The sequence below is a fragment of the Streptomyces sp. NA02950 genome (genome assembly GCF_013364155.1).
In the GTDB taxonomy this organism is placed as follows: domain Bacteria; phylum Actinomycetota; class Actinomycetes; order Streptomycetales; family Streptomycetaceae; genus Streptomyces.
The window spans coordinates 2,882,068-2,909,022 of record NZ_CP054916.1; the positions used below are offsets into that span (position 1 = coordinate 2,882,068).

General features: G+C 71.9%; 18 protein-coding genes. 5 read left to right on the forward strand and 13 right to left on the reverse strand.

Features of this window, described 5'->3' with window-relative positions:
• Window positions 1-96: 96 nt before the first annotated feature.
• The 4 genes from ilvN to HUT19_RS12100 form a co-directional block, all read right to left on the reverse strand.
• Window positions 97-621 carry an acetolactate synthase small subunit gene (gene ilvN, locus HUT19_RS12085; RefSeq protein ID WP_176180474.1) on the reverse strand — a complete coding sequence of 175 codons (525 nt, stop codon included), beginning with the start codon at window positions 619-621 and terminating at the stop codon, window positions 97-99.
• Window positions 622-660: 39 nt separating this feature from the next.
• Window positions 661-2,514, reverse strand: coding sequence for an acetolactate synthase large subunit (locus HUT19_RS12090; RefSeq protein ID WP_176180475.1), 1,854 nt, complete (start codon window positions 2,512-2,514; stop codon window positions 661-663).
• A 212-nt stretch (window positions 2,515-2,726) separates the two neighbouring features.
• The gene (locus tag HUT19_RS12095; RefSeq protein ID WP_176180476.1) at window positions 2,727-5,633 is read right to left on the reverse strand and encodes a bifunctional diguanylate cyclase/phosphodiesterase; all 2,907 of its coding nucleotides are present in this window, start codon (window positions 5,631-5,633) and stop codon (window positions 2,727-2,729) included.
• A 334-nt stretch (window positions 5,634-5,967) separates the two neighbouring features.
• Window positions 5,968-6,972, reverse strand: a complete 1,005-nt coding sequence (locus HUT19_RS12100) for a 2-hydroxyacid dehydrogenase (protein ID WP_176180477.1) — start codon at window positions 6,970-6,972, stop codon at window positions 5,968-5,970.
• 74 nt (window positions 6,973-7,046) lie between these two features.
• On the opposite strand from HUT19_RS12100, the gene HUT19_RS12105 reads away from it, so the two are divergent.
• The 3 genes from HUT19_RS12105 to HUT19_RS12115 all read left to right on the forward strand — a co-directional run bounded on the left by HUT19_RS12105 (window position 7,047) and on the right by HUT19_RS12115 (window position 9,738).
• Entirely contained in the window at window positions 7,047-8,051 is a 1,005-nt protein-coding gene (locus HUT19_RS12105) for an aldo/keto reductase (RefSeq protein ID WP_176180478.1), read from the forward strand.
• A gap of 95 nt (window positions 8,052-8,146) precedes the next feature.
• On the forward strand, window positions 8,147-9,349 hold the full coding sequence (locus tag HUT19_RS12110) for a sorbosone dehydrogenase family protein (protein ID WP_176180479.1): 1,203 nt from the start codon (window positions 8,147-8,149) through the stop codon (window positions 9,347-9,349).
• Window positions 9,350-9,570: 221 nt separating this feature from the next.
• Window positions 9,571-9,738, forward strand: coding sequence for a DUF6191 domain-containing protein (locus HUT19_RS12115; protein ID WP_176180480.1), 168 nt, complete (start codon window positions 9,571-9,573; stop codon window positions 9,736-9,738).
• A 75-nt stretch (window positions 9,739-9,813) separates the two neighbouring features.
• Here the strand turns inward: HUT19_RS12115 and HUT19_RS12120 are convergent, their stop codons facing one another.
• The 5 genes from HUT19_RS12120 to HUT19_RS12140 all read right to left on the reverse strand — a co-directional run bounded on the left by HUT19_RS12120 (window position 9,814) and on the right by HUT19_RS12140 (window position 19,954).
• The gene (locus HUT19_RS12120; RefSeq protein ID WP_254886153.1) at window positions 9,814-12,981 is read right to left on the reverse strand and encodes a helix-turn-helix transcriptional regulator; all 3,168 of its coding nucleotides are present in this window, start codon (window positions 12,979-12,981) and stop codon (window positions 9,814-9,816) included.
• Between the two features lie 25 nt (window positions 12,982-13,006).
• Window positions 13,007-13,201: a hypothetical protein gene (locus tag HUT19_RS12125; protein ID WP_176180482.1), complete on the reverse strand. Its 195-nt coding sequence runs from the start codon at window positions 13,199-13,201 to the stop codon at window positions 13,007-13,009.
• Between the two features lie 246 nt (window positions 13,202-13,447).
• Window positions 13,448-15,682 (reverse strand): MMPL family transporter, encoded by a 2,235-nt coding sequence (locus HUT19_RS12130; protein ID WP_176180483.1) that lies wholly within the window; start codon window positions 15,680-15,682, stop codon window positions 13,448-13,450.
• Between the two features lie 160 nt (window positions 15,683-15,842).
• The gene (locus HUT19_RS12135; RefSeq protein WP_176180484.1) at window positions 15,843-18,131 is read right to left on the reverse strand and encodes a dipeptide ABC transporter ATP-binding protein; all 2,289 of its coding nucleotides are present in this window, start codon (window positions 18,129-18,131) and stop codon (window positions 15,843-15,845) included.
• On the reverse strand, window positions 18,128-19,954 hold the full coding sequence (locus HUT19_RS12140; protein ID WP_254885542.1) for a peptide ABC transporter substrate-binding protein: 1,827 nt from the start codon (window positions 19,952-19,954) through the stop codon (window positions 18,128-18,130). The genes HUT19_RS12135 and HUT19_RS12140 overlap by 4 nt, the downstream gene beginning before the upstream one ends.
• A 203-nt stretch (window positions 19,955-20,157) precedes the next feature.
• Here HUT19_RS12140 and HUT19_RS12145 point away from each other — a divergent pair, with 203 nt between their 5' ends.
• Window positions 20,158-21,339, forward strand: coding sequence for an ROK family transcriptional regulator (locus tag HUT19_RS12145; protein ID WP_176180485.1), 1,182 nt, complete (start codon window positions 20,158-20,160; stop codon window positions 21,337-21,339).
• Between the two features lie 51 nt (window positions 21,340-21,390).
• The gene (locus HUT19_RS12150) at window positions 21,391-22,896 is read left to right on the forward strand and encodes a M81 family metallopeptidase (RefSeq protein WP_176180486.1); all 1,506 of its coding nucleotides are present in this window, start codon (window positions 21,391-21,393) and stop codon (window positions 22,894-22,896) included.
• Between the two features lie 43 nt (window positions 22,897-22,939).
• On the opposite strand, the gene HUT19_RS12155 is transcribed toward HUT19_RS12150, so the two are convergent.
• Genes HUT19_RS12155 through HUT19_RS12170 form a run of 4 tightly spaced genes read right to left on the reverse strand, consistent with a single transcriptional unit; the run spans window position 22,940 to window position 26,949 of the window.
• The gene (locus HUT19_RS12155) at window positions 22,940-23,839 is read right to left on the reverse strand and encodes a carbohydrate ABC transporter permease (protein WP_176180487.1); all 900 of its coding nucleotides are present in this window, start codon (window positions 23,837-23,839) and stop codon (window positions 22,940-22,942) included.
• Complete coding sequence (locus HUT19_RS12160) at window positions 23,836-24,753, reverse strand: carbohydrate ABC transporter permease (protein ID WP_176180488.1); 918 nt, start codon at window positions 24,751-24,753, stop codon at window positions 23,836-23,838. The genes HUT19_RS12155 and HUT19_RS12160 overlap by 4 nt, the downstream gene beginning before the upstream one ends.
• A complete protein-coding gene (locus HUT19_RS12165; RefSeq protein WP_176180489.1) occupies window positions 24,750-26,072 on the reverse strand; it encodes an ABC transporter substrate-binding protein in 1,323 nt (440 codons plus the stop codon). The genes HUT19_RS12160 and HUT19_RS12165 overlap by 4 nt, the downstream gene beginning before the upstream one ends.
• Window positions 26,073-26,100: 28 nt before the next feature.
• Window positions 26,101-26,949, reverse strand: coding sequence for a PfkB family carbohydrate kinase (locus tag HUT19_RS12170; protein WP_176180490.1), 849 nt, complete (start codon window positions 26,947-26,949; stop codon window positions 26,101-26,103).
• Window positions 26,950-26,955 lie beyond the last annotated feature (6 nt).

Below are 26,955 nucleotides of genomic sequence, written 5' to 3' on the forward strand. Positions count from 1 at the left end.
TGTGCGTCCCACCGTATGACGGGCGGGCGGGGAATGGTCTGAGGGTCTCGCGATGCGGTCGGGGCCGCGGCGGGGTGCCCGCCGCGGGCCCGCCGGTCAGGCGGAACGGTCGAGGGCGCGCAGGCTCCGGTCGGTGATGGAGCGGGCGCCGCGCCCTATGGCGATGGTGCCGGACTGCACCAGCTCCTTGATGCCGAACGGCTCCAGCATCCGGAGCATCGCCTCCAGCTTGTCACTGCTGCCGGTGGCCTCGATGGTCACGGCCTCCGGGGAGACGTCCACGGTCTTGGCGCGGAAGAGCTGGACGATCTCGACGATCTGGGAACGGGTCTCGTTGTCGGCGCGGACCTTCACCAGGACCAGTTCCCGCTGGATCGCCGCACTGTCCTCCAGCTCGACGATCTTCAGCACATTGACCAGCTTGTTGAGCTGCTTGGTGACCTGCTCCAGGGGCAGCTCCTCGACATTGACCACGATGGTGATGCGGGAGATGTCGGGGTGCTCGGTGACGCCCACCGCGAGCGAGTCGATGTTGAAGCCGCGGCGGGAGAACAGGGCGGCGATCCGGGCCAGGATGCCGGGGGTGTTCTCCACCAGGACGGAGAGCGTGTGCTTGGACATGGGCTCGGTCTCTCTTCTTCTCTCGGCTCGGTCCTGGCCTCAGTCGTCTTCGTTGTCGCCGAAGTCCGGGCGGGTGTCACGCGCCGCCAGGATCTCGTCGTTGGAGGTACCGGCCGCGACCATCGGCCAGACCATGGCGTCCTCGTGGACGATGAAGTCCACGACCACCGGGCGGTCGTTGATCGCGTTGGCCTTCTCGATGACGGCGTCGAGGTCGGCCGGGTCCTCGCAGCGCAGGCCCACACAGCCCATGGCCTCGGCGAGCTTGACGAAGTCCGGGACGCGGGTGCCCTTCGCCTGAGCGGGGGTGTTGGGGCCGGAGTGCAGCACGGTGTTGGAGTAGCGCTGGTTGTAGAAGAGGGTCTGCCACTGGCGGACCATGCCCAGCGCGCCGTTGTTGATGATCGCGACCTTGATCGGGATGTTGTTCAGCGCACAGGTGACCAGCTCCTGGTTGGTCATCTGGAAGCAGCCGTCCCCGTCGATCGCCCAGACCGTACGGCCCTCGGCGCCGGCCTTGGCGCCCATGGCGGCCGGCACGGCGTATCCCATGGTCCCGGCGCCGCCCGAGTTCAGCCAGGTGGCGGGCTGCTCGTAGTCGATGAAGTGGGCGGCCCACATCTGGTGCTGGCCGACGCCCGCGGCGAAGATCGTGTCCTGCGGCGCCAGCCGGCCGATCCGCTGGATGACCTGCTGCGGGGACAGGCTGCCGTCGGCGGGCTGGTCGTAACCGAGCGGGTAGGTCTCCCGCCACCGGTTCAGATCCTCCCACCAGCCGGTGTAGTCGCCGGTGTGGCCCGCGTCGTGCTCGGCCTGGACGGCGACCACCAGATCGGCGATGACCTCACGGGCGTCGCCGACGATCGGCACATCGGCGGCGCGGTTCTTGCCGATCTCGGCCGGGTCGACGTCCGCGTGGACGATCTTGGCGTACGGGGCGAAGGAGTCCAGCTTGCCGGTGACGCGGTCGTCGAAGCGGGCCCCGAGCGCCACGATCAGATCGGCCTTCTGGAGGGCGGTCACGGCGGCGACGGTGCCGTGCATCCCCGGCATGCCCAGATGGAGCCGGTGGCTGTCGGGGAAGGAGCCCAGCGCCATCAGGGTGGTGGTGACCGGTGCCCCGGTCAGCTCGGCCAGGACCCTCAGCTCGGCCGTGGCGTTGGCCTTGATCACACCGCCGCCGACGTACAGCACCGGACGCTCGGCCTGGGTGATCAGCCGGGCGGCCTCGCGGATCTGTTTGGCGTGCGGCTTGGTGACCGGGCGGTAGCCGGGCAGATCGGTCTGCGGCGGCCAGGAGAAGGTGGTCCGGGCCTGGAGCGCGTCCTTGGCGATGTCGACCAGGACCGGACCGGGGCGGCCGGTGGCGGCGATGTGGAACGCCTCGGCGATCGTCCGGGGGATGTCCTCGGCCCGCGTGACCAGGAAGTTGTGCTTGGTGATCGGCATGGTGATGCCGCAGATGTCCGCCTCCTGGAAGGCGTCCGTACCGATGGCCTTGGAGGCGACCTGACCGGTGATCGCGACGATCGGCACCGAGTCCATATGGGCGTCGGCGATCGGGGTGACGAGGTTGGTGGCGCCCGGACCCGAGGTCGCCATGCAGACGCCGACCTTGCCGGTGGCCTGCGCGTAACCGGTGGCGGCGTGACCCGCGCCCTGCTCGTGACGGACGAGCACGTGCCGGACCTTCGAGGAGTCCATCATCGGGTCGTACGCCGGGAGGATCGCACCGCCGGGAATGCCGAACACGGTGTCGGCGCCGACCTCCTCGAGCGAGCGGATGAGGGACTGCGCGCCCGTGACGTGCTCGACGGTGGCGGACTGCGATCCGCCGTTACGGGCCCGCGGCTGGGGATGATGGGCCCCGGTGGCCTGCTCGGTCATCGGCATTCTCTTCTCGAATGAGGGTTTGTGCGGGAGGGAGAGGGCGCTGCACCAGGTGCTTGTGCAACAAAAAACCCCTCGTGCCAGGAGGCAAGCGAGGGGAGCGCGCCGGGAGGGTCCGCAGGGCTTGAAGGAGGCCCTGCTCAGCCGACGCGCTGTCCAAGTACGAGAATTCGGGTGCGCATGGCTCCGACCCTCCACCCGGCGCATATCGGGTGTCAAGTGGGTGGGACGGGCGTCTCAGTATTTGAGCGGGTCGGAGGGTGGGTGTGGGACTCCGTCCGGCGCGGTCCGTGGAGGCCGCCGTGGCCGCCGTGACGTACCGCCAGCGCGCCCCCGACCAGCAGCGGAGCGTCCGAGCGCGGCACCGGATAGGCGCCCCGGGCCAGGGCCCGGCGCAGCCGGTGCTCATCCAGCGGACCGCTGAAGGCCATCCCCTGGGCGTGGGTGCATCCCATTCCGCGGAGGGTGACGAGCTGCTCCGGGAGGTCCACTCCCTCGGCGATGGACTGCATCCCGAGGTCGCCCGCGATCCTCAGCAGCCCTGAGGTGATCTTATGCAGCCGGGAGGACTCCAGGACGCCTTCCACCAGCCCGGGGTCCAGTTTGAGAACGTCGATGGGGAGCCTGCGCAGCGACCTGATCGCGGCATAGCCGCTGCCGAAGCCGTCCAGGGCGATCCGCACCCCGAGGCGGCGCAGCGCGCCGAGCCGGTGCTCCAGCTCCTCCAGCGCCATCCGCGGACCGCTGTCGGTCAGCTCCAGGATCAGCGATCCGGAGGGCAGTCCGTGCAGGGCGAGCAGCGTTTCCACGCTCTTGGGCGGCATCGACTTGTCCACCAGGCGTCCGGCGGGCAGCCGGACGCAGACGGGGACGGAGTGGCCGTCCCGGCGGCGCTGGGCGGCCTGCTCGACGGCGGCCTCCAGCATCCAGCGGGCGAGCTCGGCGGCGCGCGCGGCCTCGTCGCCGCCGCCCCGGCCGTTGTCGGCGACCCGGAGGAACTCGGCGGGGGTGAACAGGATGCCCTGCGCCGAGCGCCAGCGGGCCTGCGCGGCGACGGCGGTGATCCGGCCGCTCGCCAGCTCCACCACGGGCTGGTGCAGCAGCACGAACTCGCCGTCGTGCAGGGCCGCCCGGAGCCGGGTGGCGACCTCGGCGCGGCGGGCCACCTCGGCCTGCATCTGCGGTGCGTACAGCTCGACGCGGTTCTTGCCCCCGGCCTTGGCGCGGTACATCGCCAGATCGGCGTTGCGCATCAGGGCACCGGGGCTGATCCCGGGCTCGGCGAAGGCGACGCCGATGCTGGCGGCGACCCTCACCTCGGTGCCGGCCTCGACCTTGTAGGGCTGGGAGAGCCGGGCGCGCAGCCGGTCGGCGATCTCCAGGATGCGGCACTCGCGGTCACCGGCGGCCCCGTCGCCGTCGCCGACGATGAGGGCGGCGAACTCGTCGCCCCCGAGGCGGGCGGCGCAGTCGCCGGAACCGGAGCGCACGGACTCCTGGAGCCTGCGGGCGGCCTGGACGAGCAGCTCGTCCCCCGCCTGGTGGCCGACGGTGTCGTTGACGGCCTTGAAACCGTCGAGATCGATGAAGAGCACGGCGGTGCCCGCGTCGGTACGGCGGCGTCCGGCGACGGCGTGCCGGACCCGCTTGGTGAACAGGGCGCGGTTGGGCAGGTCGGTGAGCGGATCGTGCTCGGCGTTGTGCTGCAACTGGGCCTGGAGGCGCACCCGCTCGGTGACATCGCGGCTGTTGAAGATCAGGCCGCCGTGGTGGCGGTTGATCGTGGACTCCACGTTGAGCCAGTCGCCGGAGCCGGAGCGGAAGCGGCACTCGATCCGGGTGGTGGGCTCCTCCCCCGGGGAGGCGGCCAGGAACCGGCGCACCTCGTGGACGACCGATCCGAGGTCCTCGGGGTGGATGAGCGAGGCCAGTTCGGAGCCGACCAGCTCGTCCGCGTCACGGCCGTAGACACCGGAGGCGGCGGGGCTGACGTAGCGCAGGATGCCGGTGGGCGCTGCGATCATGATCACATCGCTGGAGCTCTGCACCAGGGAGCGGAAGTGGTTCTCCTTCTGGGCGAGTTCCTGGGTGAGGGTGATGTTGTCCAGGAGCATGATGGCCTGCCGTACGACCAGGGCGAGCACGACCGCGCAGGCGGTGAAGAGCACCACCCCGTCGATCGGCCGCCCGTCCATCACGTTGAACAGGATTCCCAGGGTGCAGACGGCCGCGGCCAGGTAGGGCGCGAGCGCGCCGAGGGATCCCGCGATCGGGCGCGTCGGCTGGGCCGTGCGGCGCACCGGGGGCGGGGCCTCGGCGGCCTCGCGCCGGGCCACCCACGGGGCGTACGCCAGCAGCAGCGAACCGGCGAACCATCCGGCGTCCAGGATCTGCCCCGAGCGGTAGTGCTCGCGCAGCATCGGGGAGGTGAACAGCGCGTCGCACAGCACGGTCAGCGCGAAGGCGGCGATGGCCGTGTTGATCGTGGAGCGATTGCCGGACGCACGCCGGAAGTGCAGCACGATCACCATGCTGACCAGCACGATGTCCAGCAGCGGATAGGCCAGTGACAGCGCTCTGCGGGCCACCGACCCGCCGTCCGCGCCGGTCTGTCCGGTGTGCGCGAGCGCCAGGCTCCAGGAGAGCGTGACCAGGGATCCGGCGATCAGCCAGGCGTCGAGCGCCAGACAGATCCATCCGGCCCGGGTGACCGGGCGCTTGGCGAGCACCAGCATGCCGACGATGGCGGGCGGCGCGAAGAGCAGGAAGCAGAAGTCGGCGGCCGAGGGCGTCGGCACGGTACGGCCGAGCACCACCTCGTACCAGCCCCATACGCCGTTCCCCAGCGCCGCCATGGCGGAGGAGGCGGCGAACAGCAGCCAGGCGGGGCGCATCCGGCCGGAGTGCCTGCGGCCGTACCACAGGCAGGAGGCGGCGGCGGCCAGCGCGGCGGCGCTCAGCCCGAAGTCCCCCATGACGACGGCCAGTTCCGGCGATCCCCAGCCGAGCACGGCGCCCGCCGCATAGCCGCCGCAGATCACGGCGAGGACGACCTGAGGCAGCAGCCTCGCGCCGCCGCCGGACACCGACGGGCGGGCGAGCACCGCTCCGGTGGCGGTCACCGGACGCCCGTCCACTGCGTGAGGGACCGCCGCTCCGGGAGCCGTATCCCCGTGAGCCTCATCGAGTTCGAGAGCCGCGCGGCTGCGCGGAAAAGTCGCGGTCGACGCCTGAGCTGCGTCGGGTCGTTGGTCCATCGGCCATACATCGCCCGTCGCCCCCCTCGAGTTCCGGTCCATCGCTGACGCCGTCAGGTCAGTGGCGCAGCCCCCGCTCGGGACGATACACCAGACTGGTCACTCAGGGACATAGGTCATCTACACACCGTAACCGACTTCGGCGTTGTATATACGGAGTGCAGTCATTCGGTGCCTGTATGTGGTGCCAGAGGCATGTCTACCCCGTCGTGGCCACCAGATGACGGAGCGACTCGCCGGACGCGAAGCGCGTCAACTGGTCGCGCAGCAGCCGCTTGGCACGCGGCAGGAACGCCGACGAGGGACCGCCCACGTGCGGGGTGATGAGCACTCCAGGAGCGTGCCACAGGGGATGCCCGGCGGGCAGCGGTTCGGGGTCGGTGACATCCAGCGCGGCGAGCAGCCGACCGGTCTCCACCTCGGCGAGCAGGGCCTTGGTGTCCACCACCGGGCCCCGTGAGACATTCACCAGCAGCGCCCCGTCCTTCATGCGCGCCAGGAAGTCCGCCCCGGCCAGACCGCGGGTGGCCTCGGTCAGCGGGGTCACCAGCACCACCACATCGGCTTCCGGGAGCAGTTGGGGCAAGGAATCGATCGGGTGCACCGGACCGCGCTCGGTGGTGCGCGGGGAGCGCGCGACGCGCATCACCCGCTCGCATTCAAAAGGCACAAGCCGGTCCTCGATCGCACGGCCGATGGATCCGTATCCGACGATCAGAACGGACTTGTCGGCCAGCGCCGGACGGAACCCGGCCCGCCACTCCCCCGCGTCCTGGCCGCGGACGAAGTCGGGGATGCCGCGCAAGGACGCGAGGATCAGGGTCAGCGCCAGCTCGGCGGTGCTCGCGTCGTGCACCCCGCGCGCGTTGCACAGCCGCACGCCGGGCGGGAGACCGTCGAGCGCGGGCCGCATGTGGTCTATTCCGGCGGTGAGGGTCTGGATCACCTGGAGTTCGGTCATCTCGGGCAGCGGGCGGACGGCCACCTCCACGCCCTTCAGGTACGGCACGCAGTAGAAGGCGCAGCGGGCGGGGTCGGTGGGGAAGTCCGGACCGCCGTCCCAGAAGGCGTAGGAGAGGCCGTCGGGAAGACCGTCGATCTCCTCGGGCGGGATCGGCAGCCAGGCCAGCGGACGCGCGGAGTCCCCCGGAGAACCGTGAGACGGATCGCGGTGCCGGAACGTATCGCTGTGGTCTGCGCTCATGCCAGGAGGCTATGCGAAAAGAGGTTCCCGGCAGAGGTTAGTTTTGGTGCGAGGAACGGGAGGGGTCAGGCCAGGTGGAGCGCAGGACAATCGGACCGGCGGCGCTCGAGGTGGGCGCGATCGGCCTCGGATGCATGCCCATGAGCTGGGCGTACACCGCTTCGCAGCGCAACGGCGAGGACTCGGTGCGCGCCGTGCACACCGCGCTCGACGCGGGCGCGAGCCTGCTGGACACCGCCGACATGTACGGACCGTTCACCAATGAGCTGCTGGTGGGGCGGGTGCTCAAGGAACGGCGGGCGGACGCGTTCGTCTCCACCAAATGCGGACTGCTGGTGGGCGACCAGCACATCGTGGCCAATGGTCGGCCCGGCTATGTGAAGCGGGCCTGTGACGCGTCGCTGCGACGGCTCCAGACCGATGTGATCGATCTCTACCAGCTCCACCGGGCCGACCCGGAGGTGCCGATAGAGGAGACCTGGGGCGCGATGGCGGAGCTGGTCGCCGCCGGGAAGGTACGGGCGCTGGGGCTGTGCGCGGTGGGCGCGCGGGCGCAGCGGCCGCGGCGGACGGGCGCGGGGATGCACGACGCCACGGTGCGGCAGCTGGAGCGGGTGCAGCAGGTCTTCCCGGTGGCCTGTGTGCAGGCGGAGCTGTCGGTGTGGTCACCGGAGGCGCTGGAGACGCTGGTGCCGTGGTGCTCCTCGCGCGGGGTCGGCTTCCTGGCCGCGATGCCGCTCGGCAACGGCTTCCTGAGCGGCACGCTGACCCCGGGGTCGGGGTTCGAACCGGACGACATGCGCGCCCGCCACCCGCGCTTCACGGCCGAGATGATGGCGGCGAACCAGCCGATCGTGGTCGGGCTGCGGAGGGTGGCGCGGCGGCACGGGGAGTCGGTGACGGCGGCGCAGGTGGCGCTGGCGTGGCTGCTGGCGCAGGGACCGCATGTGGTGCCGGTGCCGGGTACGAAGCGGGAGCGGTGGGCGGCGGAGAACTGCGCGGCGGCCGGGGTGATGCTGACCGGCGAGGACCTGGTGGAGATCGAGCGGCTGCCGCGGGCGCGGGGGTCGTGGGACTGAGGCCCGGGGGCCGGGATCCTGCATGATCGGTGAAGGGAACCCGGCGCGGGGCCGCGGTGTATAAGAATCAGTGTCGCGCCGCGGCACCTGTGCCCATGGAGAGGAATCCCACCGTGCGACGTCCCCGCGTCATCCCCGTCATCGCCGCCGCTGCCGCCACGCTGCTGCTCGTGGCCGGCTGCTCGTCCGACGGTGACAGCACCACCGGACCGGAGGACCGGAGGTCGTCTCCGGCGAAGCCGGGTTCCGAGAGCGATTCCGCTTCGCCCGGCGCACCGTCGCCCACCGCCTCCGCCGCGCCCCGGAAGGGGTCGGTGAAGGTCGAGCGCACCCTGACCACCAAGCTGGATTCGCCCTGGGGAGTGGCTCCGCTGCCCGGCGGGGATCTGCTGGTGTCCTCGCGGGACACCGGGAAGATCTTCAAGATCGCGGCGGACACCGGGAAGAAGACCGAGCTGGGGTCGGTCCCCGGGGTCTCCCCGGCGGGTGAGGGCGGTCTGCTGGGGCTGGCGGTCTCCTCCGACTTCGGCTCGGACCACATGGTGTACGCGTACTTCACCACCGATTCGGACAACCGCATCGCGCGGATGATGTACGACGACAAGCGCCCCGCGGGCGATCAGCTGGGCGCCCCGGACACCATCTTCAAGGGCATCCCCAAGGGCGCGATCCACAACGGCGGGCGGATCGCCTTCGGCCCGGACAAGATGCTCTACGCGGGCACGGGCGAGAGCGGGGACCGCGGACTCGCCCAGGACCTGGACTCCTTCGGCGGCAAGATCCTGCGGATGACCCCCGAGGGCGAGCCCGTCCATGGCAATCCGGATCCCGATTCGGTGGTCTATTCCTACGGCCACCGCAATGTCCAGGGCCTGGCCTGGGACCGCGACAAACGGCTGTGGGCCTCCGAGTTCGGCCAGGACACCTGGGACGAGCTCAATCTGATCAAGCCGGGCAAGAACTACGGCTGGCCCGAGGCCGAGGGCAAGGCGGGAGAGAAGGCGTATGTCGATCCGCTCGAGCAGTGGAAGCCCACTGACGCCTCGCCCAGCGGTATCGCCATCGCCAAGGGTTCGGTGTGGATGGCGGGGCTGCGCGGGGAGCGGCTGTGGCGCATTCCGCTGAAGGGCGAGCGGCCGGTGGCCAAGCCCCGGTCGTTCCTGGTCGGGAAGTACGGGCGGCTGCGGAGTGTGGTGGCCACGGACGACGGGGGGCTGTGGGTGACAACAAGCAATACGGACGGGCGGGGCGAGCCGGGCAAGCAGGACGACCGGATCCTGAAGCTCAAGATCACCTGAGCGACGGCGGGCTTCGGCCGACGGCAAGCTCCGGACGGCGGTGGGCTCGGGCGACGGCGACGGCGGGGGCGGGGACGGGCTCCGGCTGACGGTGGGCTCCGGGCGGGGGAGGGCGGGGACAGGCGGACGGCCGCGGTGTTCGCCGGAGATGTCATGGCGCGCCCGATTCCGGGCGGCGTCTGCCTACACTGGCCGCAGCCGTACACCCAACGGGGGTCGCCATGTTCAACCTCATCGAGGAACTGTTCGCGCCCGGCCGCAAGCACACCGAGGAAGAGCGCAACCGGCTGGAGGTCACCCTGGACGAGGTGGGCAGCAGTGATCCGGGGAAGGGCCCTATAGACCTCGAGTCCGGCCGGGTGGTGATCCGGCCTCGCGAGGCCGGCTGAGCCGAACCCCGCGCGGTCGGCGGGCCTCCGGCCCGAGCCACCGGCCGTCCACCGGCACCCCGACCCGGTCCCCCGTCAGCGGGCCACCGCGCCGTCGGCCAGACCGTCGACCACCCGCAACCGGTGGGCCAGGGCGGCGGCCTCACCGCGGCCCGAGACGCCCAGCTTCGCCAGGATGTTGGAGACATGCACACTCGCCGTCTTCGGCGAGATGAACAGCTCCTCGGCGATCTGGCGGTTGCTGTGGCCCGCGGCGACCAGCCGCAGCACATCGCGCTCGCGGGGCGTCAGCCCCAACTCCGCTGCGGGGTCGGCGGGTTCGGGGGCCGGGGGATGCGCGGGAGTGGCCGCCATGGGAAGCGCGCGGGTGCCGGTCGCCGGGGCGGCGAGCGCGGCGCGGGTGGCCGCGGGAGCCAGCGGCAGCCGGGCGCGCCGGGCCAGCAGCTCGATCTCCTCGCGCAGCGGGCGTGCCCCGAGCCGCTCGGCCACGGCATGTGCCTGGGCGAGGAGTTCGGCGGCCTGCTCGCGTCCGCGGGTGTCCGCCGGACCGCGGCCCGCGTCGAGCAGCGCCTCCGCCCAGCGGTGCCGGGCGCGGGCCAGCGGATACGGCCGGTCCAGCGCGGCGAAGGCATCGGTGGCCTCGGCCCACTGGTCGGGGCGGCTGTGCCCCTTGGCGCGCCCCAGCTCGGCCTGGAGCATCGCGGCGTAGGCCCGCCACATCGGTACGGACTGGGCAAGCCCCTTGGCGGCCGCGGCGATCCGGGCCAGTGTGGCGGCCCGGCCGGGCTCGGCGGTGGGCAGTCCGCGCGTGGCGGTCTCGGCGGAGGCCGCGATGTTCAGCAGCGGCCAGGCGTAGCGCTGCATCCCGGGCGGGAATCCGGCCTCCAGCGCCTGGTCCAGCAGGGCCCGGACCTCCAGGATGCGGCCGCGTCCGGACGCCAGCTCCATGGCGAACCCCATGGTCTGGATGGTGTACTGCGGTTCGTAGTTGTGGGAGCCGAAGTGTTCGCGGGCCGCGGTGAGTTCACGCTCCGCCGCGTCCCAGTCGCCGCGCATCAGGGCCAGCTGGGCCAGCCGGTTGGAGGCGGTGCCGCGCGGTTTGGTGCCCAGGGCGAGCCGCAGGGCCTTCCGGGCCGCCTTCTCCGCCGCGCACACCCGGCCCAGGGAGAACCACGACTCCGCGAGGTTGCCGTACACCCAGGCCCGGGAGTCCACCAGCCCGAAGCGGTCCAGGACCCGGTCACCCTCCTCCGACGCCGCGACCGCCTCCGCCGATCTGCCGACGCCCTCCAGCGCGGAGGCCAGATTGACGTAGCAGCGCCCCAGGACGCTGATGTCGCCCAGGTCCACGGCCCGTGCGCAGACCTCGCGCATTTCGGTCAGTCCGCGCTCGGTGTCGCCCGAGTCGCCGGTGAAGTAGCCCAGCGTCAGCCGGGCGTGCAGTCCGGTGCTCTCCGCACCGACCATCCGGGCCAGTTCCACCGCCCGCTCGGCGACGGCCAGCCCGTGCGGCCCCGGGCGGTGGGTCATGGTCCAGCCCGCCATATGGGCCATGACCTCGGCGTGCACGGGGGACGGCGGCAGTCCGCGCACCAGCTCCTGGGCGCGGCTCAGCTCCTCCCACCCGTCGCCGCGCGCCATGGACTCCAGCAGCTTGGACTGCTGGGTCCAGAACCAGGCGGCCCGCAGCGGATCGGCGTCGCCCTTCGCCAGCTTCCGCAGGGCCTTCTTGCTGACGGCCAGGGCGCGTTCGGGCTGGCCGGACATATGGGCGGCCACCACCACCTCGGCGAGCAGGTCGAGATGGCGCAGGGCCTCGTCCTCGCTGCCGTAGGGCGGATAGGCCTCGGCGTAGCCCAGGGGCCGCTGGGTCTCGCGGATCTCCTTGGGGGTGTCCTCCCACAGTTCCATGGCCCGCTCCAGCAGCCGCAGCTGCTCGGCGTGGGCATAGCGCCTGCGGGCTTCGGCGGCGGCCCGGAGCACGGCGGGCAGTGCCTTGGCCGGATCGTGGGCGTGGTACCAGTAGCTGGCCAGCCGGGCGGCCCGCTCATCGGGGCGCACCAGGGAGGGTTCGGCCTCCAGGGCCTCGGCGAGCTGCCGGTTGAGCCGGGAACGCTCACCGGGCAGCAGATCGTCGACGACGGCCTCGCGCACCAGCGCGTGCCGGAAGCGGTAGCCGCTCTCGTCGGCCGTGGGCTGGACGATGTTGGCGCCGACGGCCGAGCGCAGCGCGTCGATCAGATCGTCCTCGTCGAACCGGGCGACGCTGCGCAGCAGCGGGTACTCGACGGCCGAGCCGCCCTCGGCGAGGATCCGCACCACCGCCTGCGACTCCTCGGGCAGTGCCTCGACCCGCACCAGCAGCAGATCGCGCAGCGATTCGCTGAGCCCCCTGCTACAGCCCTCGTTGAGGGAGCGGGCGATCTCCTCGACGAAGAAGGCGTTGCCGTCGCTGCGCTTGAAGATCCGGTCGACCAGCTGGCGTTCGGGCTCCCTGCCGTTGATCCCGGTGATCTGGTCCCGTACCTCGCCGTGGTTGAAGCGGGCCAGTTCGATCCGCTGGACCTCGCGCATCCGGTCGACCTCGGCGAGGAACGGCCGCAGCGGATGGCGGCGGTGGATGTCGTCGGAGCGGTAGGTGGCGACGACCAGCAGCCGGGCGCTGAGCAGCGAGCGGAAGAGATAGGCGAGCAGTTCCCGGGTGGAGCGGTCGGCCCAGTGCAGGTCTTCGATGGCGACCACGAGGGTGCGCGTCGAGGCCAGCCGCTCCAACAGCCGGACGGTGAGCTCGAAGAGCCGGGCCCGTCCGTCCCCGTCGTGGGACTCACGGGCGGGCTCGCCCAGTTCGGGCAGCAGCCGGGCCAGCTCGCCCTCCTGTCCGGCGGCGGCTCCGTCCAGCTCGGGGCCCAGCTTGCGCCGCAGGGAGCGCAGCACGGTGGAGACGGGGGCGAACGGCAGCCCGTCGGCGCCGATTTCGACGCAGCCACCGGTGGCCGCGACCGCCCCGGTGGCCACGGCGGCGGCCAGGAACTCGTCGACCAGCCGGGTCTTGCCGACCCCCGCCTCGCCACCGATCAGCAGCACCTGCGGCTCGCCCGTGGTGGCGCGGGCGAGCGCGTCGTCGAGGAGGGACAGTTCCTCGGTGCGGCCGACGAACACCGGGCTGACAGACGTGGTGTGCACGTCGTCGAGGATCGCACAGGAGTCCGACGTTCGGGCACTGACTTTCCCGGCGGCCCCCATGGTCGTCATGGCGCGGAAGCCGTGGTCAGGCCGCGGTGCCGTAGGACCGGGAGGGGCGGTGTCCGTGGCCGGACCGGCGTATCCGCCTCACCCGCCCTCCGGATTCCGGTTCCGCGGACCGGCCGCGGCGTCCGGCGGCGGCCTCGCGGACCAGGCGCCGGGCGGCGGCCTCGCGCAGCAGCTCGGCCTCACGGACGCGGTGGAGCTCGTAGTGCAGCATGGTGTTCCCCCTGGTGACGAGGTGTTCTGAAGCTCTTCGAAGGTGACTCCACTCTCGTTCGCCAGAGGGGCCCGGCACATCGGGAGGCTGCCCGATCTTCACGGGGCCGGGGGACTTAGGTACACGGGCGGACCGGGGCAGGGGCCTTAGACAGGTCCTTAGGCGGAGCCCCGGACGGGCTTGCGGGCGCCGGGCGGCGGGCCGTACCCACCTCAGACGGTCCCCGCACACCCGGCGGCCACCGCCTCAGACGCCGCCCCGCGTCCCCGCGTCGGCGTGCCGCGTGTCCCGCTGTCCGGGCAGGGTCACCGGACCGGCGGCCGCGCTCTCCCCCTCGATGCTGATCCGCGGCAGCAGCCGCTCCAGCCAGCCCGGCAGCCACCAGTTGGCACCGCCGAGCAGATGCATCAGGGCGGGCACCAGCAGGGTGCGCAGCACGAAGGCGTCCAGGGCGACGGCGGCGGCGAGCCCGATGCCGAACATCGCGATGATCCGGTCGCCGCTGAGCACGAAGGCGGAGAAGACGGCGATCATGATGACGGCGGCGGAATTGATGACCCGGCTGGTCTCGGCGAGGCCGACCCGGACCGCGACCCGGTTGTCCCGGGTGTGCTGCCACTCCTCGTACATCCGGCTGACCAGGAAGACCTGGTAGTCCATGGAGAGCCCGAAGAGCACCGAGACCATGATCACCGGCAGGAAGGGTTCGATCGGGCCCGCCCGTCCCAGCCCCAGCAGCTCGCTCCCCCACCCCCATTGGAAGATCGCGACGACCACCCCGAAGGACGACGCGACGGCGGCCACGTTCATGGCCGCCGCCTTGACGGGGATGCCGATGCTGCGGAACGCGAGCAGCAGCAGCACACAGCCGAGCGCCACCACCACCCCCACGAACAGCGGCAGCTTGGCGACGATCACCCCGGCGAAGTCGTCGTAGCCCGCGGTCAGTCCGCCCACGTACACCCGCAGCGAACTGCCCCGCTCGGCCTCGGGCAGCACTTCGGTGCGCAGCCGGTCGACGAGCCGGGAGGTGGTCTCGGCCTGCGGGGCGGTCTTCGGGACGACGGTGATGAGTCCGGTGTCGCCACCGCCGCCGAGGTCCGCGGCGCTCACCGACGCCACCCCCTCGGTGGTGCGCAGGGTGTGGGGCAGCCGGGTGAAGGCCATCCGGTCGTCCGCCCCGTCGATCCGGCCGATGAGTGTGAGCGGGCCGTTGAAGCCGGGCCCGAACCCCTCGGCGAGCAGGTCGTAGGAGCGCCGGGTGGTGGCGTCGGCGGGGTTGTTGCCCTGGTCGGAGGTGCCCAGATGGAGGGAGAAGGTGGGCAGGGCGAACAGCAGCACCACGGCGGCGGCGACTCCGCCCAGCAGTGTGGGGCGGCGCTCGACCAGGGCCGCCCAGCGGGTGGCGAGGCCGCGGTTCCGCACCGGCCGCGGACCGTGCTCGGCCAGCCGGGCGCGTTCCCGCCGGTTCAGGGCCTTGGTGCCGATCAGCCCGAGCAGTGCGGGCAGCAGGGTGAGCGAGGCGGCGACGGTGCAGGCGACCGTGAGCGAGGCCGCCACCGCGACCCCGTTGAGGAAATTCAGCCGCAGCACCAGCATGCCGAGGAGCGCGAGACAGACGGTGGCCCCCGCGAAGACCACCGCACGGCCGGAGGTGGCCACCGCACGCCGCGCGGCCTCGTCGACGGACAGCCCGCGCCGCAGACCCCGGCGGTGCCGGGTGACGATGAACAGCGCGTAGTCGATCCCGACGCCGAGGCCGATCAGCACCCCGAGCATGGGCGCGAAGTCGGCCACGGTCATCGTGTGGCCGAGCAGTCCGATGGCCGCGTAGGCGGTGCCGACGCCGATGAGCGCGGTGGCGATCGGCAGCAGGGCCGCGGCGAACGAGCCGAAGGCGAGGAAGAGGACGACGGCGGCCACCGCGACCCCGATGATCTCGCTCAGATGCGCGGAGCCGGAGCTCTCGGTGAGGCTCGCGCCCGCCCCGCCCATCTCGACCTGGAGTCCGGGAAGTCCGCGAGCGGCGGAACGTGCGGTGTCCAGCACCCGGCGCACCTCGGCCTCGCCCAGGTCGGTCGCGGGTTTGCGGAAGACGACGGTGGCGTAGGCGGTGTGCCGGTCGGCGCTGATCCGGCCGCCGCCCTCGTCGCCGTACGGGCCGGTCGCGGAGACAACGCCGGGCAGCCGCGCGATCCGGTGCAGCGCCGTGGTCATCCGCTGCTCAATGTCTTTGGAGGCCACGGTTCCGGCGGATGCGGCGGTGTGCCAGACGAGGGTGTCGCTGTCGCCGGAACGGTCGGGGAAGCGCTGTTCCAGCAGGGCGGAGACCGTGGAGGACTCGGTCCCCGGGATGTCGTAGTTGTTGGAGTACGCGGAACCGGCCGCGCCCGCCGCCGAGGCGACTCCCGCGAAGGCCGCCAGCCACATCACGATGACGAGGACGGGGCGCCTGAGACACCACCGGGCGAGTGTGGCCATGGCTGCTTTCCGGGTACCGCGCCGGTCTCGCGCGGCTCCCGGCGGTGGCCGGATCCGTGGCGGTGAGCGCGTGATGTGGTTGTGACCTGTGCACTCTGCCAGCAGGAAAAGATCCTTTGTCCCGTTTGTGGCGATCACCACATTCCTGGCGGAGAGCTGGTCAATCGCCCGGAAGCAGGGGTGGCCGGGCCGTCCCCGCCGCGGCCGCCGGGACCAGCGGGAAGTGGCAGGCCACCCGGTGCCCGGGGGCGGCCGGTTCGGACTCCACCGGCTCGCTGCGGGCGCAGATGTCCTGGGCCGACGGACAGCGGGTACGGAACCGGCAGCCCGAGGGCGGATCGGCGGCCGACGGTGTCTCGCCGCCCAGCGGCGCCCCGGGCGGCTCCGCCGCCGGGTCGGGCCGCTCGGCGGTGTCCAGCAGCCCACGGGTGTACGGATGCAGGGGTGAGCCGAACACCGAGGCGGCGGGTCCGGTCTCCACCAGTTTGCCCAGATACATCACCCCGACCCGGTCGGCGAGATAGCGGACCACCGCCAGGTCGTGCGAGATGAACAGATACGCCAGCCCCTTCTCGCGCTGGAGCTCCCGCATCAGATTGAGGATCTGCGCCTGGACCGAGACATCGAGCGCGGAGACCGGTTCGTCGGCCACCACCAGCGCGGGCGACAGCGCCAGCGCACGGGCCAGCCCGAGCCGCTGCCGCTGGCCGCCGGAGAACTCGTGCGGATAGCGGTGCACCGCTCCGCGCTCCAGACCCACGTCGTCCAGCAGCTCCGCGATCCGCGCGCGCTGTGCGTCCCGGTCGCCGATGCCCTGGATGACCAGCGGCTCGCGCAGGATCGCGCCGACCCGCATCCGCGGGTCCATCGAGGCGTAGGAGTCCTGGAACATCAGCTGCACCTCGCGGCGGTGGGCGCGCAGTTCACGGCGGCCGAGGGCGGCGAGGTCGCGGCCGGCGAAGCGTATGGTGCCGCCGGTCGGCGGCTCCATGCCGACCACCAGCCGTCCGAGGGTGGATTTGCCGCAGCCGGACTCCCCCACGATGCCGAACGTCTCCCCGCGCCGGACCGACAGCGACACCCCGGCCACGGCGCTCACCGCGGCGGCGCCCCTGCGCCGGGCGAACGGGCCGCCGTGCAGCGGGTAGTCCTTGGTGAGCCCGGTGAGCCGCAGCAGGGTCTCCGCACCGCGGACCGGCGGCGCGGCGGGGGCGGCCGGGACCACCTCGGCGACCGGGTCGGCCCCGGGGTCGACCGGGTGGAAACAGGCGAAGGCGTGCCCGGCGGACGGCGAGGACACCGCGGCCGACGAGGACGACGAGGACGACAAGGACGACAAGGACGACGAGGACGGGGCTCGCTCCGCGGAGAGCTCACTCAGCTCCGGCTCCGCCTCCTCGCACCGCGCCGTGGCGAATCCGCAGCGCGGTGCGAAGCGGCAGCCCGTCGGCCGTACCACCAGGGACGGCGGCAGCCCGGGGATGGTGGCCAGCGGCTGGGCGGCGTCCGCCGCCCGCTCCGGCAGCGCGGCGAACAGCGCCTGGGTGTAGCGGTGGCGCGGAGCCGCGAACAGGGCGCGTACGCCCGCCCGTTCCACCGTCCGGCCCGCGTACATCACCGCCACCCGGTCCACCCGCCGGGCGATCACCCCCAGATCGTGGGTGACCAGGATCATCGCCATGCCGAGCCGGGAGCGCAGATCGCCGATCAGCAGGCCGAGGAGGGTGGCGAGCGGGATCAGCGCGTTGCGCAGTACATGCCGGGCCATGATCCGCGCGTTGGACTGGCCCTTGGCGCGCGCGGTGCGGACGTACTCCTCGCCGAGGTTGTCCAGTACCGCCGAGCGCATGTAGCGGCTGAACGCGGCGACGATGCCGAGCGCCATGGTGACCACCGGCAGCACCAGAGCGCGTGGCTCGCCCAGGATCCCGGCGACGCTGAGGCCCTGCGGGGCCTCGGCGGGGAAGAGCTGGAGCCGCTGGCTGAAGACGAGGATCAGCACCAGGCCGAGGAAGAAGACGGGGGTGGCGTAGGCGAGGAAGGCGGCGCCGGTCAGCAGGTAGTCGGCGGCCTTGTCCCGGCGTACGGCCTGGAGGATGCCGAGCGGGATCGCGAGGACGGCGGCCAGGGCGATGGCCAGGCCCGTCAGCACCAGGGTTCTGGGCAGCCGATCGGTCAGCAGCGAGGAAACGGTCTGGTTGAGCTTGTAGGACTCACCGAGGTCGCCGGTGATCAGACGGCCCAGGTACCGCACGTACTGCACGGGCAGCGAACGGTCGTACCCCTGCTGGTGGTCGAAGTGTTCGACCGCCTGCGGGGTGGCCCGGGGGCCGAGGATGGCGCGGGCCGGTCCGCCGGGCAGCTGGTGCAGCAGGACGAAGACGATGACGGAGACCAGCAGCAGGACGACGGCGGCCTGTGCGGTGCGCTTGAGCAGAAAGCGGATCATCCCTCGCCCGCCTCCTTCCTGACGAAGTACCAGTCCTGCGGCGAGAGGCTGAGGGTGGGGTTCTGGTCCACCCCGCGCAGATCGTTGCGGATGACGGAGACCTGGTAGGCGGGGTTGGGGGTCCACAGCACCGGCACCCGGCGGGCCACGTACTCGCCGTAGCGCCGCATGGCGGCCGGGTCGCCGGAGTACTCGGTGTCCTTGATCAGCTCGTCGGTGCGCGGATCGGACCAGTTGCCCATGTTGGAGGGGGCACCGGTGGCGAAGAGCTGCTCCCCGCTGGGGTCGGGCGGGAAGTACCAGCTGCCCGCCGTGCCGAAGAAGCCGAGCTGCCACTCCTTGCACAGCCGCTGGGCGGGGGTGCAGGGGACGGTGGTGCCGAGCACGGTGTTGAGCGGCTGCTGGCGTACGTCGAGGGTGATCCCCGCCGTGTCGTACGAGGACTTGATCTCCTGCATCATGTTGGAGGTCTCCGTGGAGCCGGACTGGGACAGCAGCGAGAGCCGCAGCCGCCGCCCCTCCTCGATCCCCTTGCCGCAGTCGCCCGCCCCCGTCCCCGGCCGGGCGCAGCGCAGCTTTCCGTCGCCGTCGGCCTTCCAGCCGTGGGCGGTCAGCAGCCGTTTCGCCTTCGCCGGGTCAGCCCGGTCAAAGGGGTGGAGGTCCTCGGCGAGGAGGCTCGCGGGGACCGGGCCGCGGGTGGGCTCGGCGGTGCCGTGCCAGACGACGTCGGATATCGCCCGCTGGTCGATGAGGTGCTGGAGGGCCTGGCGCAGATAGGTCTGGCGCAGCATCGGGCCCGCGGTGGGGTGGTTGAAGTTGAGCACGAGATAGGTGATCGCCCAGCCCTCCCAGGGGTCGATGCGATAGCCCAGCTCGCGGAACTTCCCGGACTGGGCCATCACCGAGGGCGGGATGTAGCCGTAGTCGACGCCGCCGGAGCGCAGCACGTTGAACTCCGAGTCGGCGGTGGTGAAGGGCTTGAGGACGACCCGGTCGAGATGGGCCTTGTCGGGGCCGGAGTACCTGCGGTTGGGGACCAGCGCCACCTGGCCGGAGGTGGTCCACTTCTCGATCGTCCAGGGCCCGTTGACGGTCTTCCAGAGCGGGTCGGTGGCGAACCGCGAGAGCTGTTTGGCGTGCCGGGTCAGCCGGGCGAAGACCTTCTTGGGGTCCTCCTCGCGCGGGTCCCAGGCGTGCCGGGGCAGCGGGGTGAAGTAGAGCAGCTGGTTGGCGGTGAACCAGGCCGGGTTGTACGCGCGGTCGAGCCGCAGCCGGAAGGTGTGGTCGTCGACGGTGCGGAACGCCTTGATGTTGTCGGGCAGCAGTCCGGGTGAATAGCCGCCCCACTCCGCCTTGTCGTGTTTGATCAGGTCGAACCAGAACTTCACGTCGCGGGTGGTCACGGGGGTGCCGTCGGACCAGCGGTAGCCCTTTTTCAGGGTGACGGTCACGGTGCGGTTGCCGTCGCTGTAGCGGGGCTGTTCCGCCAGGTTGCGCGGGCTGTCCAGGGTGAGCCGGCCGCCCTTCTCCTCCGGCTGGTAGAGCGGCAGGTACAGCAGGCTCTGCACGGCGCCGTTGTACGAGGCCAGATAGCCGGGCGCGCCGATCGGGAAGATCCAGTTGGGGCTGGCGGCGGGCGGCAGCGCCATGGTGGCCGTACCGCCCTCGACCCGGGTGCCGCCGGTGGTGCCGAGGTCGGTGACCCGGCCGGTTCCCCGGGGCGCAGCCGCTGACCAGACCCGCGCTGCCGAGAGTGAGGGCCGCGACCAGACCCGCGAGGGGTCCGCGTAGACGTGGTGTGCGCAGACCCATGCTGCCTCCACGGGATTCATCGGCCGCTCGGCCGTTCGAAGATAGCGAGCAAAGTACGGACGCTTCTGAAATGAAGTCAAGAGTCTGGTGCGACTGCCGTTGAATATTGTCTACTTAAGGCCGCGAGATACCGTGACTTAATTCGACCAGCGAATAAAGTGGTGACGTCGCGTCCCGGACACGGCCGACAACCACCCGATGGAAAGGGCGCCCTATGACCGCCGCCGACGAGCAGCCCGGCTCCGCCGCGCACGTCCTCGAACTCGTCGCGAGCGGCGCCGCCGCCTCCCGCGCCGATCTGGTACGGGAGTTGGGCCTTGCCGCCTCCACCGTCTCGGCCCGGGTGCAGGAGCTGGTGGACGCCGGGCTGCTGACCGAGTACGGCGAGGGCGTCTCACGCGGTGGCCGGCGGCCCCGGCTGCTGCGGATACCGGACAGCGGGGCCGTGGCGCTCGCCGCCGGCCTGGGCAGCCATCACGCCCGGATCGGTGCGGTCGGTCTGACCGGCACCACCTTCGACGTGGCCGAGCACGGCTTCGATCTGACGGCCGGTCCGGACCGGGCACTGGATCCGCTGGTGCGCGGACTCACCGGGCTCGCCGACCGACAGCGCGCCGCGGGCCGCACCGTACGGGCGGTCGGGGTGGGCTTCCCCGGACCGGTCGACACCGGCACCGGCCAGGTCATCGCCCCGTCCCGGATGCCCGGCTGGCATCTGTACGAACTGCGCGACCGGCTCGCCGAGCGGCTGGAGCTGCCCGTCCTGGTCGACAACGACGCCAACATGATGGCCCTCGGCGAGCACCGCGCCGCCCACTTTGGGCTGCGCCACCTCGTGGTGGTCAAGGCCGGGCGCGGCATCGGCTCCGGGGTCATCAGCGACGGCCGCCTCTACCGCGGGGCGCGCGGCTCGGCGGGCGACATCAGCCATGTGCGGGTGGACGCGGCCGCCGAACGCCCCTGTTCCTGCGGCAACATCGGCTGTCTGGAGACCGTGGCGAGCGGTGCCGCGATCGCGGCCGCCCTGCGGGAGCTGGGTATCGACGCGGACGGTTCCACGGATGTGCTGCGCCTGGTCACCGACGGCGAACCGAACGCCACCACCCTGGTCCGGCAGGCGGGGCGGCACATCGGCGCCGTGCTGTCCGTCGTCGTCAACTTCTTCAACCCCGAGGCGGTGGTCCTCGGCGGGGCCCTCGCCGAGGCCGAACCCCTGGTCGCGGCGGTCCGCGGCGTGCTGTACGAGCGCTGTCTGCCGATGGCCACCAGCGAGCTGACCATCACCGCAGCCACCAGCGGCGCCGACGCGGGACTGCTCGGCGCGGGCCACGCCGCGCTGCGCGAACTCGCCGCGGGAGGCCGCCCGATGCCCCTGGCCGGAGCCGCCGCCCGCTGACGCCCCGCCCCGCCGTCACCCCCGACCTTCCGCACCGGAAAGCGAGACAGCATGGCTCCCCCCGCACCCCAAGGCCGCCGCCTGCGCATCGGGATCGGCGGTATGTCCATCGAGTCCAGCACCTTCTGCCCGCACCGCACCACCTACGAGGACTTCCGGATCACCCGCGGCGACGAGCTGCTGGACCGCTACACCTGGACCGGGCCCGACGGCGATCTGGCGGCACGGGTCGCATGGGTGCCGCTGGTCCACGCCGTCTCCCTGCCCGGCGGTCCGGTCGAACGCGACACCTACGACCGCATCAAGGGCGAACTCACCGACCGGCTGCGCCGGGCACACCAGGACGGCCCCCTCGACGGACTGGTCTACGACATCCACGGCGCGATGAGCGTGGTCGGCATGGACGACGCCGAGGGCGATCTGACCGACGCGGTACGGGAGGCGATCGGCCCCGAGGCGCTGATCTCCGCCGCCATGGATCTGCACGGCAATGTCTCCCGCCGGTTCGCCGACCGGCTCGACCTGATCACCGCCCACCGGCTGGCCCCGCACGAGGACGCCTGGGAGACCCGGGAGCGCGCCGCCCGCAAGCTGGTGGAACGGCTCGCCACCGGCAGGGGCCGCCCCCATGTGGCATGGGTCCAGATCCCGGTTCTGCTGCCCGGTGAGAAGACCAGCACCCGGCTGGAGCCCGCCAAGTCGCTGTACGGACGGCTGGCCGCGGTGGAGGCGATGGACGGTGTGGTGGACGCCGCGGTGTGGGTCGGCTATGCCTGGGCGGACGAACCGCGCTGCCGGGCGGCGGTGGTGGTCACCGCCGACGACCCCGTCCTCGCGGTGGAACAGGCACGCTCCCTGGCCCGCGAATACTGGGAGGTGCGCCGCGACTTCGACTTCGTCGGCCCCACCGGCAGCGCCGACGAGTGCATCGCCGCGGCCGTGGCCTCCCCCGCCCGCCCCTTCCTGATCAGCGACTCCGGGGACAATCCCACCGCCGGGGGCGCCGGTGACCTGGCCTATGTGCTGGGGCGGCTGCTGGCCCACGAGGAGCTGGCCGCCGGCCGGGTCACCGCCCTGCACCCGGGCATCACCGATCCGGCGGCGGTCGCGGAGTGCTTCACCGCCGGACTCGGCGCCACCGTACGGCTGTCGGTCGGCGGCGCGGTCAGCGCCGGGACCGGGGAGCACGCCGCACCGTACGACCTCACCGGCGAGGTGGTCGCCCTGCGCCGGGACGACGAGGTGGGCGGCGATCTGGCGGCGGTGCGCAGCGGCGGGGTCACCGTCGTCCTGGTCAGCCGCCGCAAGCCGTTCCACACCCGCGCCGACTTCGGGGAGCTGGACCCGCGCGGCTACGACCTGGTGGTCGTCAAGATCGGCTATCTGGAGCCGGAGCTGTACGAGATGGCGGCGGACTGGCGGCTGGCGCTCACCCCCGGCGGGGTGGACCAGGATCTGCTGCGGCTGGGCCACCACCGCGTCGAGCGGCCGCTGTACCCCTTCGACGACGCGGAGTTCGACACCCCGGATCTCACTCCCCGGCTGCTCAGCCGCTGACCGCCGCCACCGGGTGGGTCCGTGGGGCCCACCCGGACCGGCCCTACTTCCCCACGCCCTCCGCCAGCCCCCGCACGAAGTGCCGCTGCCCCAGCAGAAAGACCACGATCATCGGCAGTGCGGCGATCGTCAGCCCGGCGAAGAGCATCGGCCAGTCGGAGTTGAGCCGCCCCGCCATGTCGGCGAGCCCGACCGGCAGCGTCTTGAGGCGGTCGTCGGTGATGAAGACCAGCGCGAACGCGTACTCGTTCCAGGCGAACAGCGCCTGGAGCATCGCCGCGGAGACCAGGATGGGCCGGGCCATCGGCACCACCACCCGCCAGAAGATCTGCCAGCGGGAGGCGCCGTCGATATGCGCCGCCTCCTCCACCTCGGTGGGCAGCCCCAGCAGATAGGCGCGGATGAGGAAGGTGGTGAACGGCACCTTGAACGCGGTGTAGAGGACGATCAGCGCCCAGTAGGTGTCGTAGATGCCCAGCGCCTGGAGCAGTTGGGACAGCGGCACCAGCGCCACGGTCGGCGACAGCATCATCGCGCCGAGCACCAGCAGCAGGGCGGGCTGGGAGCACGGGATGTCCAGCCGGGTCAGCCCGTACGCGGCCCAGGCGCTGATGAGCACCACCGCCAGCACCGAGGCCGAGGTGACCAGCGCGCTGTTGAGCAGATAGCGCAGTACGCCCTGGTCCCAGGCGTCGGCGTAGGTCTCCCAGTGCGGCTCGCCGGGGAGCGACCAGGGGTCGGAGAAGATCTCGCCGTTGGTCTTCAGCCCGGACAGCGCCATCCAGCACAGCGGGTAGAGCACCGCGACGGCCAGTGCGGCGAAGACGCAGCAGGCCAGCAGCCGGGTCACTGCCGGGCGGATCCGCCGGGCCGTGCCGGGCGAGGTCGTGGTGGAGGTTTCGGCGTGCGGGGCGGAGCGCTCCGTGTCGAGGGTGAGGGTCATTGCGCCGCCTTTCTCCGGGAGTGGATCAGCTGGAGCGCCCCCGCCGCGAAGGTGATCAGGAACATCACGGTGCCGACCGCGGAGGCGTAGCCCATGTCGTCGCCGGTGAAGGCGCTGGCGTACAGCCAGGTGCCCAGCACCTGGCTGGAGTTGCTGGGGCCGCCGCCGGTCATCACCATGACCTCGTTGAAGACCAGGAACGCCTGGGAGACGGTGAGGATCACCAGCAGTCCGGTCATCTCGCGCACCATGGGCACGGTGATGGTGAAGAAGGTGCGCACCCGGCCCGCGCCGTCCATGTGCGCCGACTCGTACAGCTCGCGCGGCACCCGCTGCACGGCGACGGTGAGCAGCATCGTGGTGTAGCCGAAGGACTGCCACTGGCTCATGGCGATCACACCCCAGATCGCGGTGCCGGGGTCGCCGAGCCAGTCGTGTTCCAGGGAGGAGAGGCCGACGGCTCGCAGCGCGCCGTTCACCATTCCGGCGTCCGGCTGGTAGAGGAACTGGAACAGCAGCCCGGTGACGGTCATGGAGACGGCGGCCGGGATGAAGTAGACGGTGCGCAGCACGCCCCGCAGCCGGCGGCCGATCAGCTCCTCCAGCGCGGCGGCGAGCACCAGGGCCGCGCCGACCTGGAAGACCACGGAGACGACGGCGTAGGCGATGTTGTTGAGCAGGGCCTGCCAGAAGACCGGGTCCTGGGCGGCCTGGCGGTAGTTCTCCAGCCCGACGAAGCGGGTGACGGGTGAGAAGGCGCTGTATTTGTAGAGCGAGAGCCGGATGTTCTCGACGATCGGGTAGTAGACGAACAGCGCGATCAGGGCGAGGGCGGGGGCGGCGTACAGCGCGTGGCGCAGCCGCCGGGCCGGGCGGACTCCCCTGGCCTTCAAGGTGGCGGTGGTCGCGTTCATGGTCTCACTCCGAACCGCCGGGCCTTCTCCGCGCCCCGGCGCACCTCGACGATCGCCCGCTGGGGCGTCATCCGGCCGGAGAGCACGGACTCGGCCGCGGAGAGATAGGGATTGACGATCTTGTCGTCGGCGGCGGTGTCGAGCCACACCGCCATATCGTGCCCGGCGATGGTCCGCTGGGCCTTGGGCAGCCCGCGCAGGGTTCCGGCGTCGGCCGTGCCCTTGACGGAGCTGAGCCAGCCGAGGTCGTGCACCAGCGTCCGGGCCCGGGGGCGGCTGGTGAGGAAGCGCAGGAAGTCGACGGCGAGCGCCTTGTGGGGCGAGTTGCCCGAGACCATCAGCCCGTCGGTGCCGCCCGCGAGGGCGCGGGGGCTCCCGGCGGCGCCGGGTATCGCCGGCAGGGCGAAGAAGTCCCAGTGGTGCGCGAAGGACTTCGGGGCGCCGCCGGCCTCGGAGAGGTAGGAGAACTCCAGCGTCTCGACGTACTGCATGGCGGCCTTGCCGTACAGCAGCCGGGCCTGCGCGGCCTCATGGCTCATGCTGGTGCCGCCGGGTGCGAAGCAGCGCTGCCGCAGCCGCCGCAGATCCTCCAGCGCGCGGACGTAGCCGGGGTGGCGGAAGGCGTCCTTCCCGCCCCGTCCCGCGTAGTCGCGGGCGAGGACCGCCGGGGGCACCTCCATGGCGTTGAACTGGGTGAGCAGATGCCCCGCGGGCCAGCCGTACTGGTTGCCGAAGGCGATCGGCACATAACCGGCCTTCTTGATCCGGTCGCAGGCGGTGAGCAGCGCGGGGAAGGTCCTCGGCTCGCGCACCCCGGCCTCGGCGAAGATCTTCTTGTGGTAGACGAGGACCTTGGCGTCCATGTCGAGCGGAACACCGTGAACGCGGCCGCGGAAGGTGAACGCGTCCAGCGCCTCGGGTTCGAAGCTCCTGCCCCAGGCGGTGTTCTTCAGCTGTGAGCTGAGGTCGGCGGCCATCCTGCCGTCGGCGAACTTGCCCGCGTAGCGGCCGGGCCAGGAGAAGTAGATGTCGGGCAGCTTGCGCGCCGCGGCCAGCACCGCGATGCGGTCCTTGTAGGGCTGGTCCCCGACGGCCTGGAGCTCGATGGTGACACCGGGGTTGCGCTTCTCGTAGGCGCGCACCGCCTCCTTGAAGTACGGCGCGTACTCCGGATCGGCCCATTTCTCCAGCACGGTGAGATGACCGGACGGCCTGCCGGAGAGGGTGAAGTCGTTCGGGGTGGTGCGGATCGGGGCCTGGTCGCAGGCGGTGAGCAGCAGGGTGAGCAGACAGACGGAGATGACGGCGGCTGGGCGCATCGGCTCTCTCCTGGCGGGTCGGGACGGTTCAGACCGGAGTCCGATCGACGGCGGCGGACGGGGAGTCGGGGGCGGGGAAGGGGGCGGGGCGGCCGAAGGCGCCGGGCAGGGCGCAGACCTCGGCAGCGTAGGCCGCGGACCGGGCGGCCGCCTCCGCCAGCGGCAGGCCACCGAGCAGGGCGACCAGCAAAGAGGCGATGAAGGAATCACCGGCGCCGAGGGTGTCCAGCGGCTCGACGGCCACCACCGGCTGGGCGTATGGGGCCCGGCCCGCACGGCCGATCAGCGCTCCCCGGTGGCCGCGGGTGACCACCACCAGCCGGGGGCCCAGGGTGTGGGCCCGGGCGATCAGATGGGCGGCCTCGGTGTCATCGGCGTCCGGCCGGGAGAAGACGGCGCAGTACAGCTGCGGCAGCAGCGGACCGGCGTAACGCCAGGGCCGGTCGGAGAAGTCGTAGCTGACCCGGCGGGCGGCGCGGGCCAGCTGCGGGAGCTGGTCCTCCAGGTGGGCGCAGTCCCCGGTGTGGACGAGATCGAAACCGGCGAGCCAGTCGAGGTCGTCGGGGGTGAGCCGGAACCGGGAGACGCCCTCGGAACACTCGCCGAAGTGGCGGTTGCCGCCGTCGTCGAGGTGGACGGTGGCGTGGGCGGTGGGCCCCTCGACGGTACGGAGCCGTTCGGTGCGCACGCCCTCGGCCGCGAGCGCGGCGCGGATATGGGCGCCCGCCGCGTCGTTCCCGGTGACGCCGAGGTACGCGCCGTCGGCACCGCACCGGGTGGCGTGCACGGCCACGTTGAGGGCGTTGCCGCCGGGGTACATCAGTCCGCGCCGCGGGTAGCGGTCGACGACGTTGTCGCCGACTCCGCAGATGCGCATGGTGGT

Bases quoted from the DNA above. Each gene is read 5' to 3' on its own strand.
- HUT19_RS12130 (WP_176180483.1), bottom strand. From the start codon at position 15,682: ATGGCCACACTCGCCCGGTGGTGTCTCAGGCGCCCCGTCCTCGTCATC.
- HUT19_RS12090 (WP_176180475.1), bottom strand. From the start codon at position 2,514: ATGCCGATGACCGAGCAGGCCACCGGGGCCCATCATCCCCAGCCGCGG.
- ilvN (WP_176180474.1), bottom strand. From the start codon at position 621: ATGTCCAAGCACACGCTCTCCGTCCTGGTGGAGAACACCCCCGGCATC.
- HUT19_RS12160 (WP_176180488.1), bottom strand. From the start codon at position 24,753: ATGAACGCGACCACCGCCACCTTGAAGGCCAGGGGAGTCCGCCCGGCC.
- HUT19_RS12135 (WP_176180484.1), bottom strand. From the start codon at position 18,131: ATGATCCGCTTTCTGCTCAAGCGCACCGCACAGGCCGCCGTCGTCCTG.
- HUT19_RS12155 (WP_176180487.1), bottom strand. From the start codon at position 23,839: ATGACCCTCACCCTCGACACGGAGCGCTCCGCCCCGCACGCCGAAACC.
- HUT19_RS12120 (WP_254886153.1), bottom strand. From the start codon at position 12,981: ATGGGGGCCGCCGGGAAAGTCAGTGCCCGAACGTCGGACTCCTGTGCG.
- HUT19_RS12100 (WP_176180477.1), bottom strand. From the start codon at position 6,972: ATGAGCGCAGACCACAGCGATACGTTCCGGCACCGCGATCCGTCTCAC.
- HUT19_RS12145 (WP_176180485.1), top strand. From the start codon at position 20,158: ATGACCGCCGCCGACGAGCAGCCCGGCTCCGCCGCGCACGTCCTCGAA.
- HUT19_RS12150 (WP_176180486.1), top strand. From the start codon at position 21,391: ATGGCTCCCCCCGCACCCCAAGGCCGCCGCCTGCGCATCGGGATCGGC.
- HUT19_RS12115 (WP_176180480.1), top strand. From the start codon at position 9,571: ATGTTCAACCTCATCGAGGAACTGTTCGCGCCCGGCCGCAAGCACACC.
- HUT19_RS12125 (WP_176180482.1), bottom strand. From the start codon at position 13,201: ATGCTGCACTACGAGCTCCACCGCGTCCGTGAGGCCGAGCTGCTGCGC.
- HUT19_RS12165 (WP_176180489.1), bottom strand. From the start codon at position 26,072: ATGCGCCCAGCCGCCGTCATCTCCGTCTGTCTGCTCACCCTGCTGCTC.
- HUT19_RS12110 (WP_176180479.1), top strand. From the start codon at position 8,147: ATGGAGAGGAATCCCACCGTGCGACGTCCCCGCGTCATCCCCGTCATC.
- HUT19_RS12170 (WP_176180490.1), bottom strand. From the start codon at position 26,949: ATGCGCATCTGCGGAGTCGGCGACAACGTCGTCGACCGCTACCCGCGG.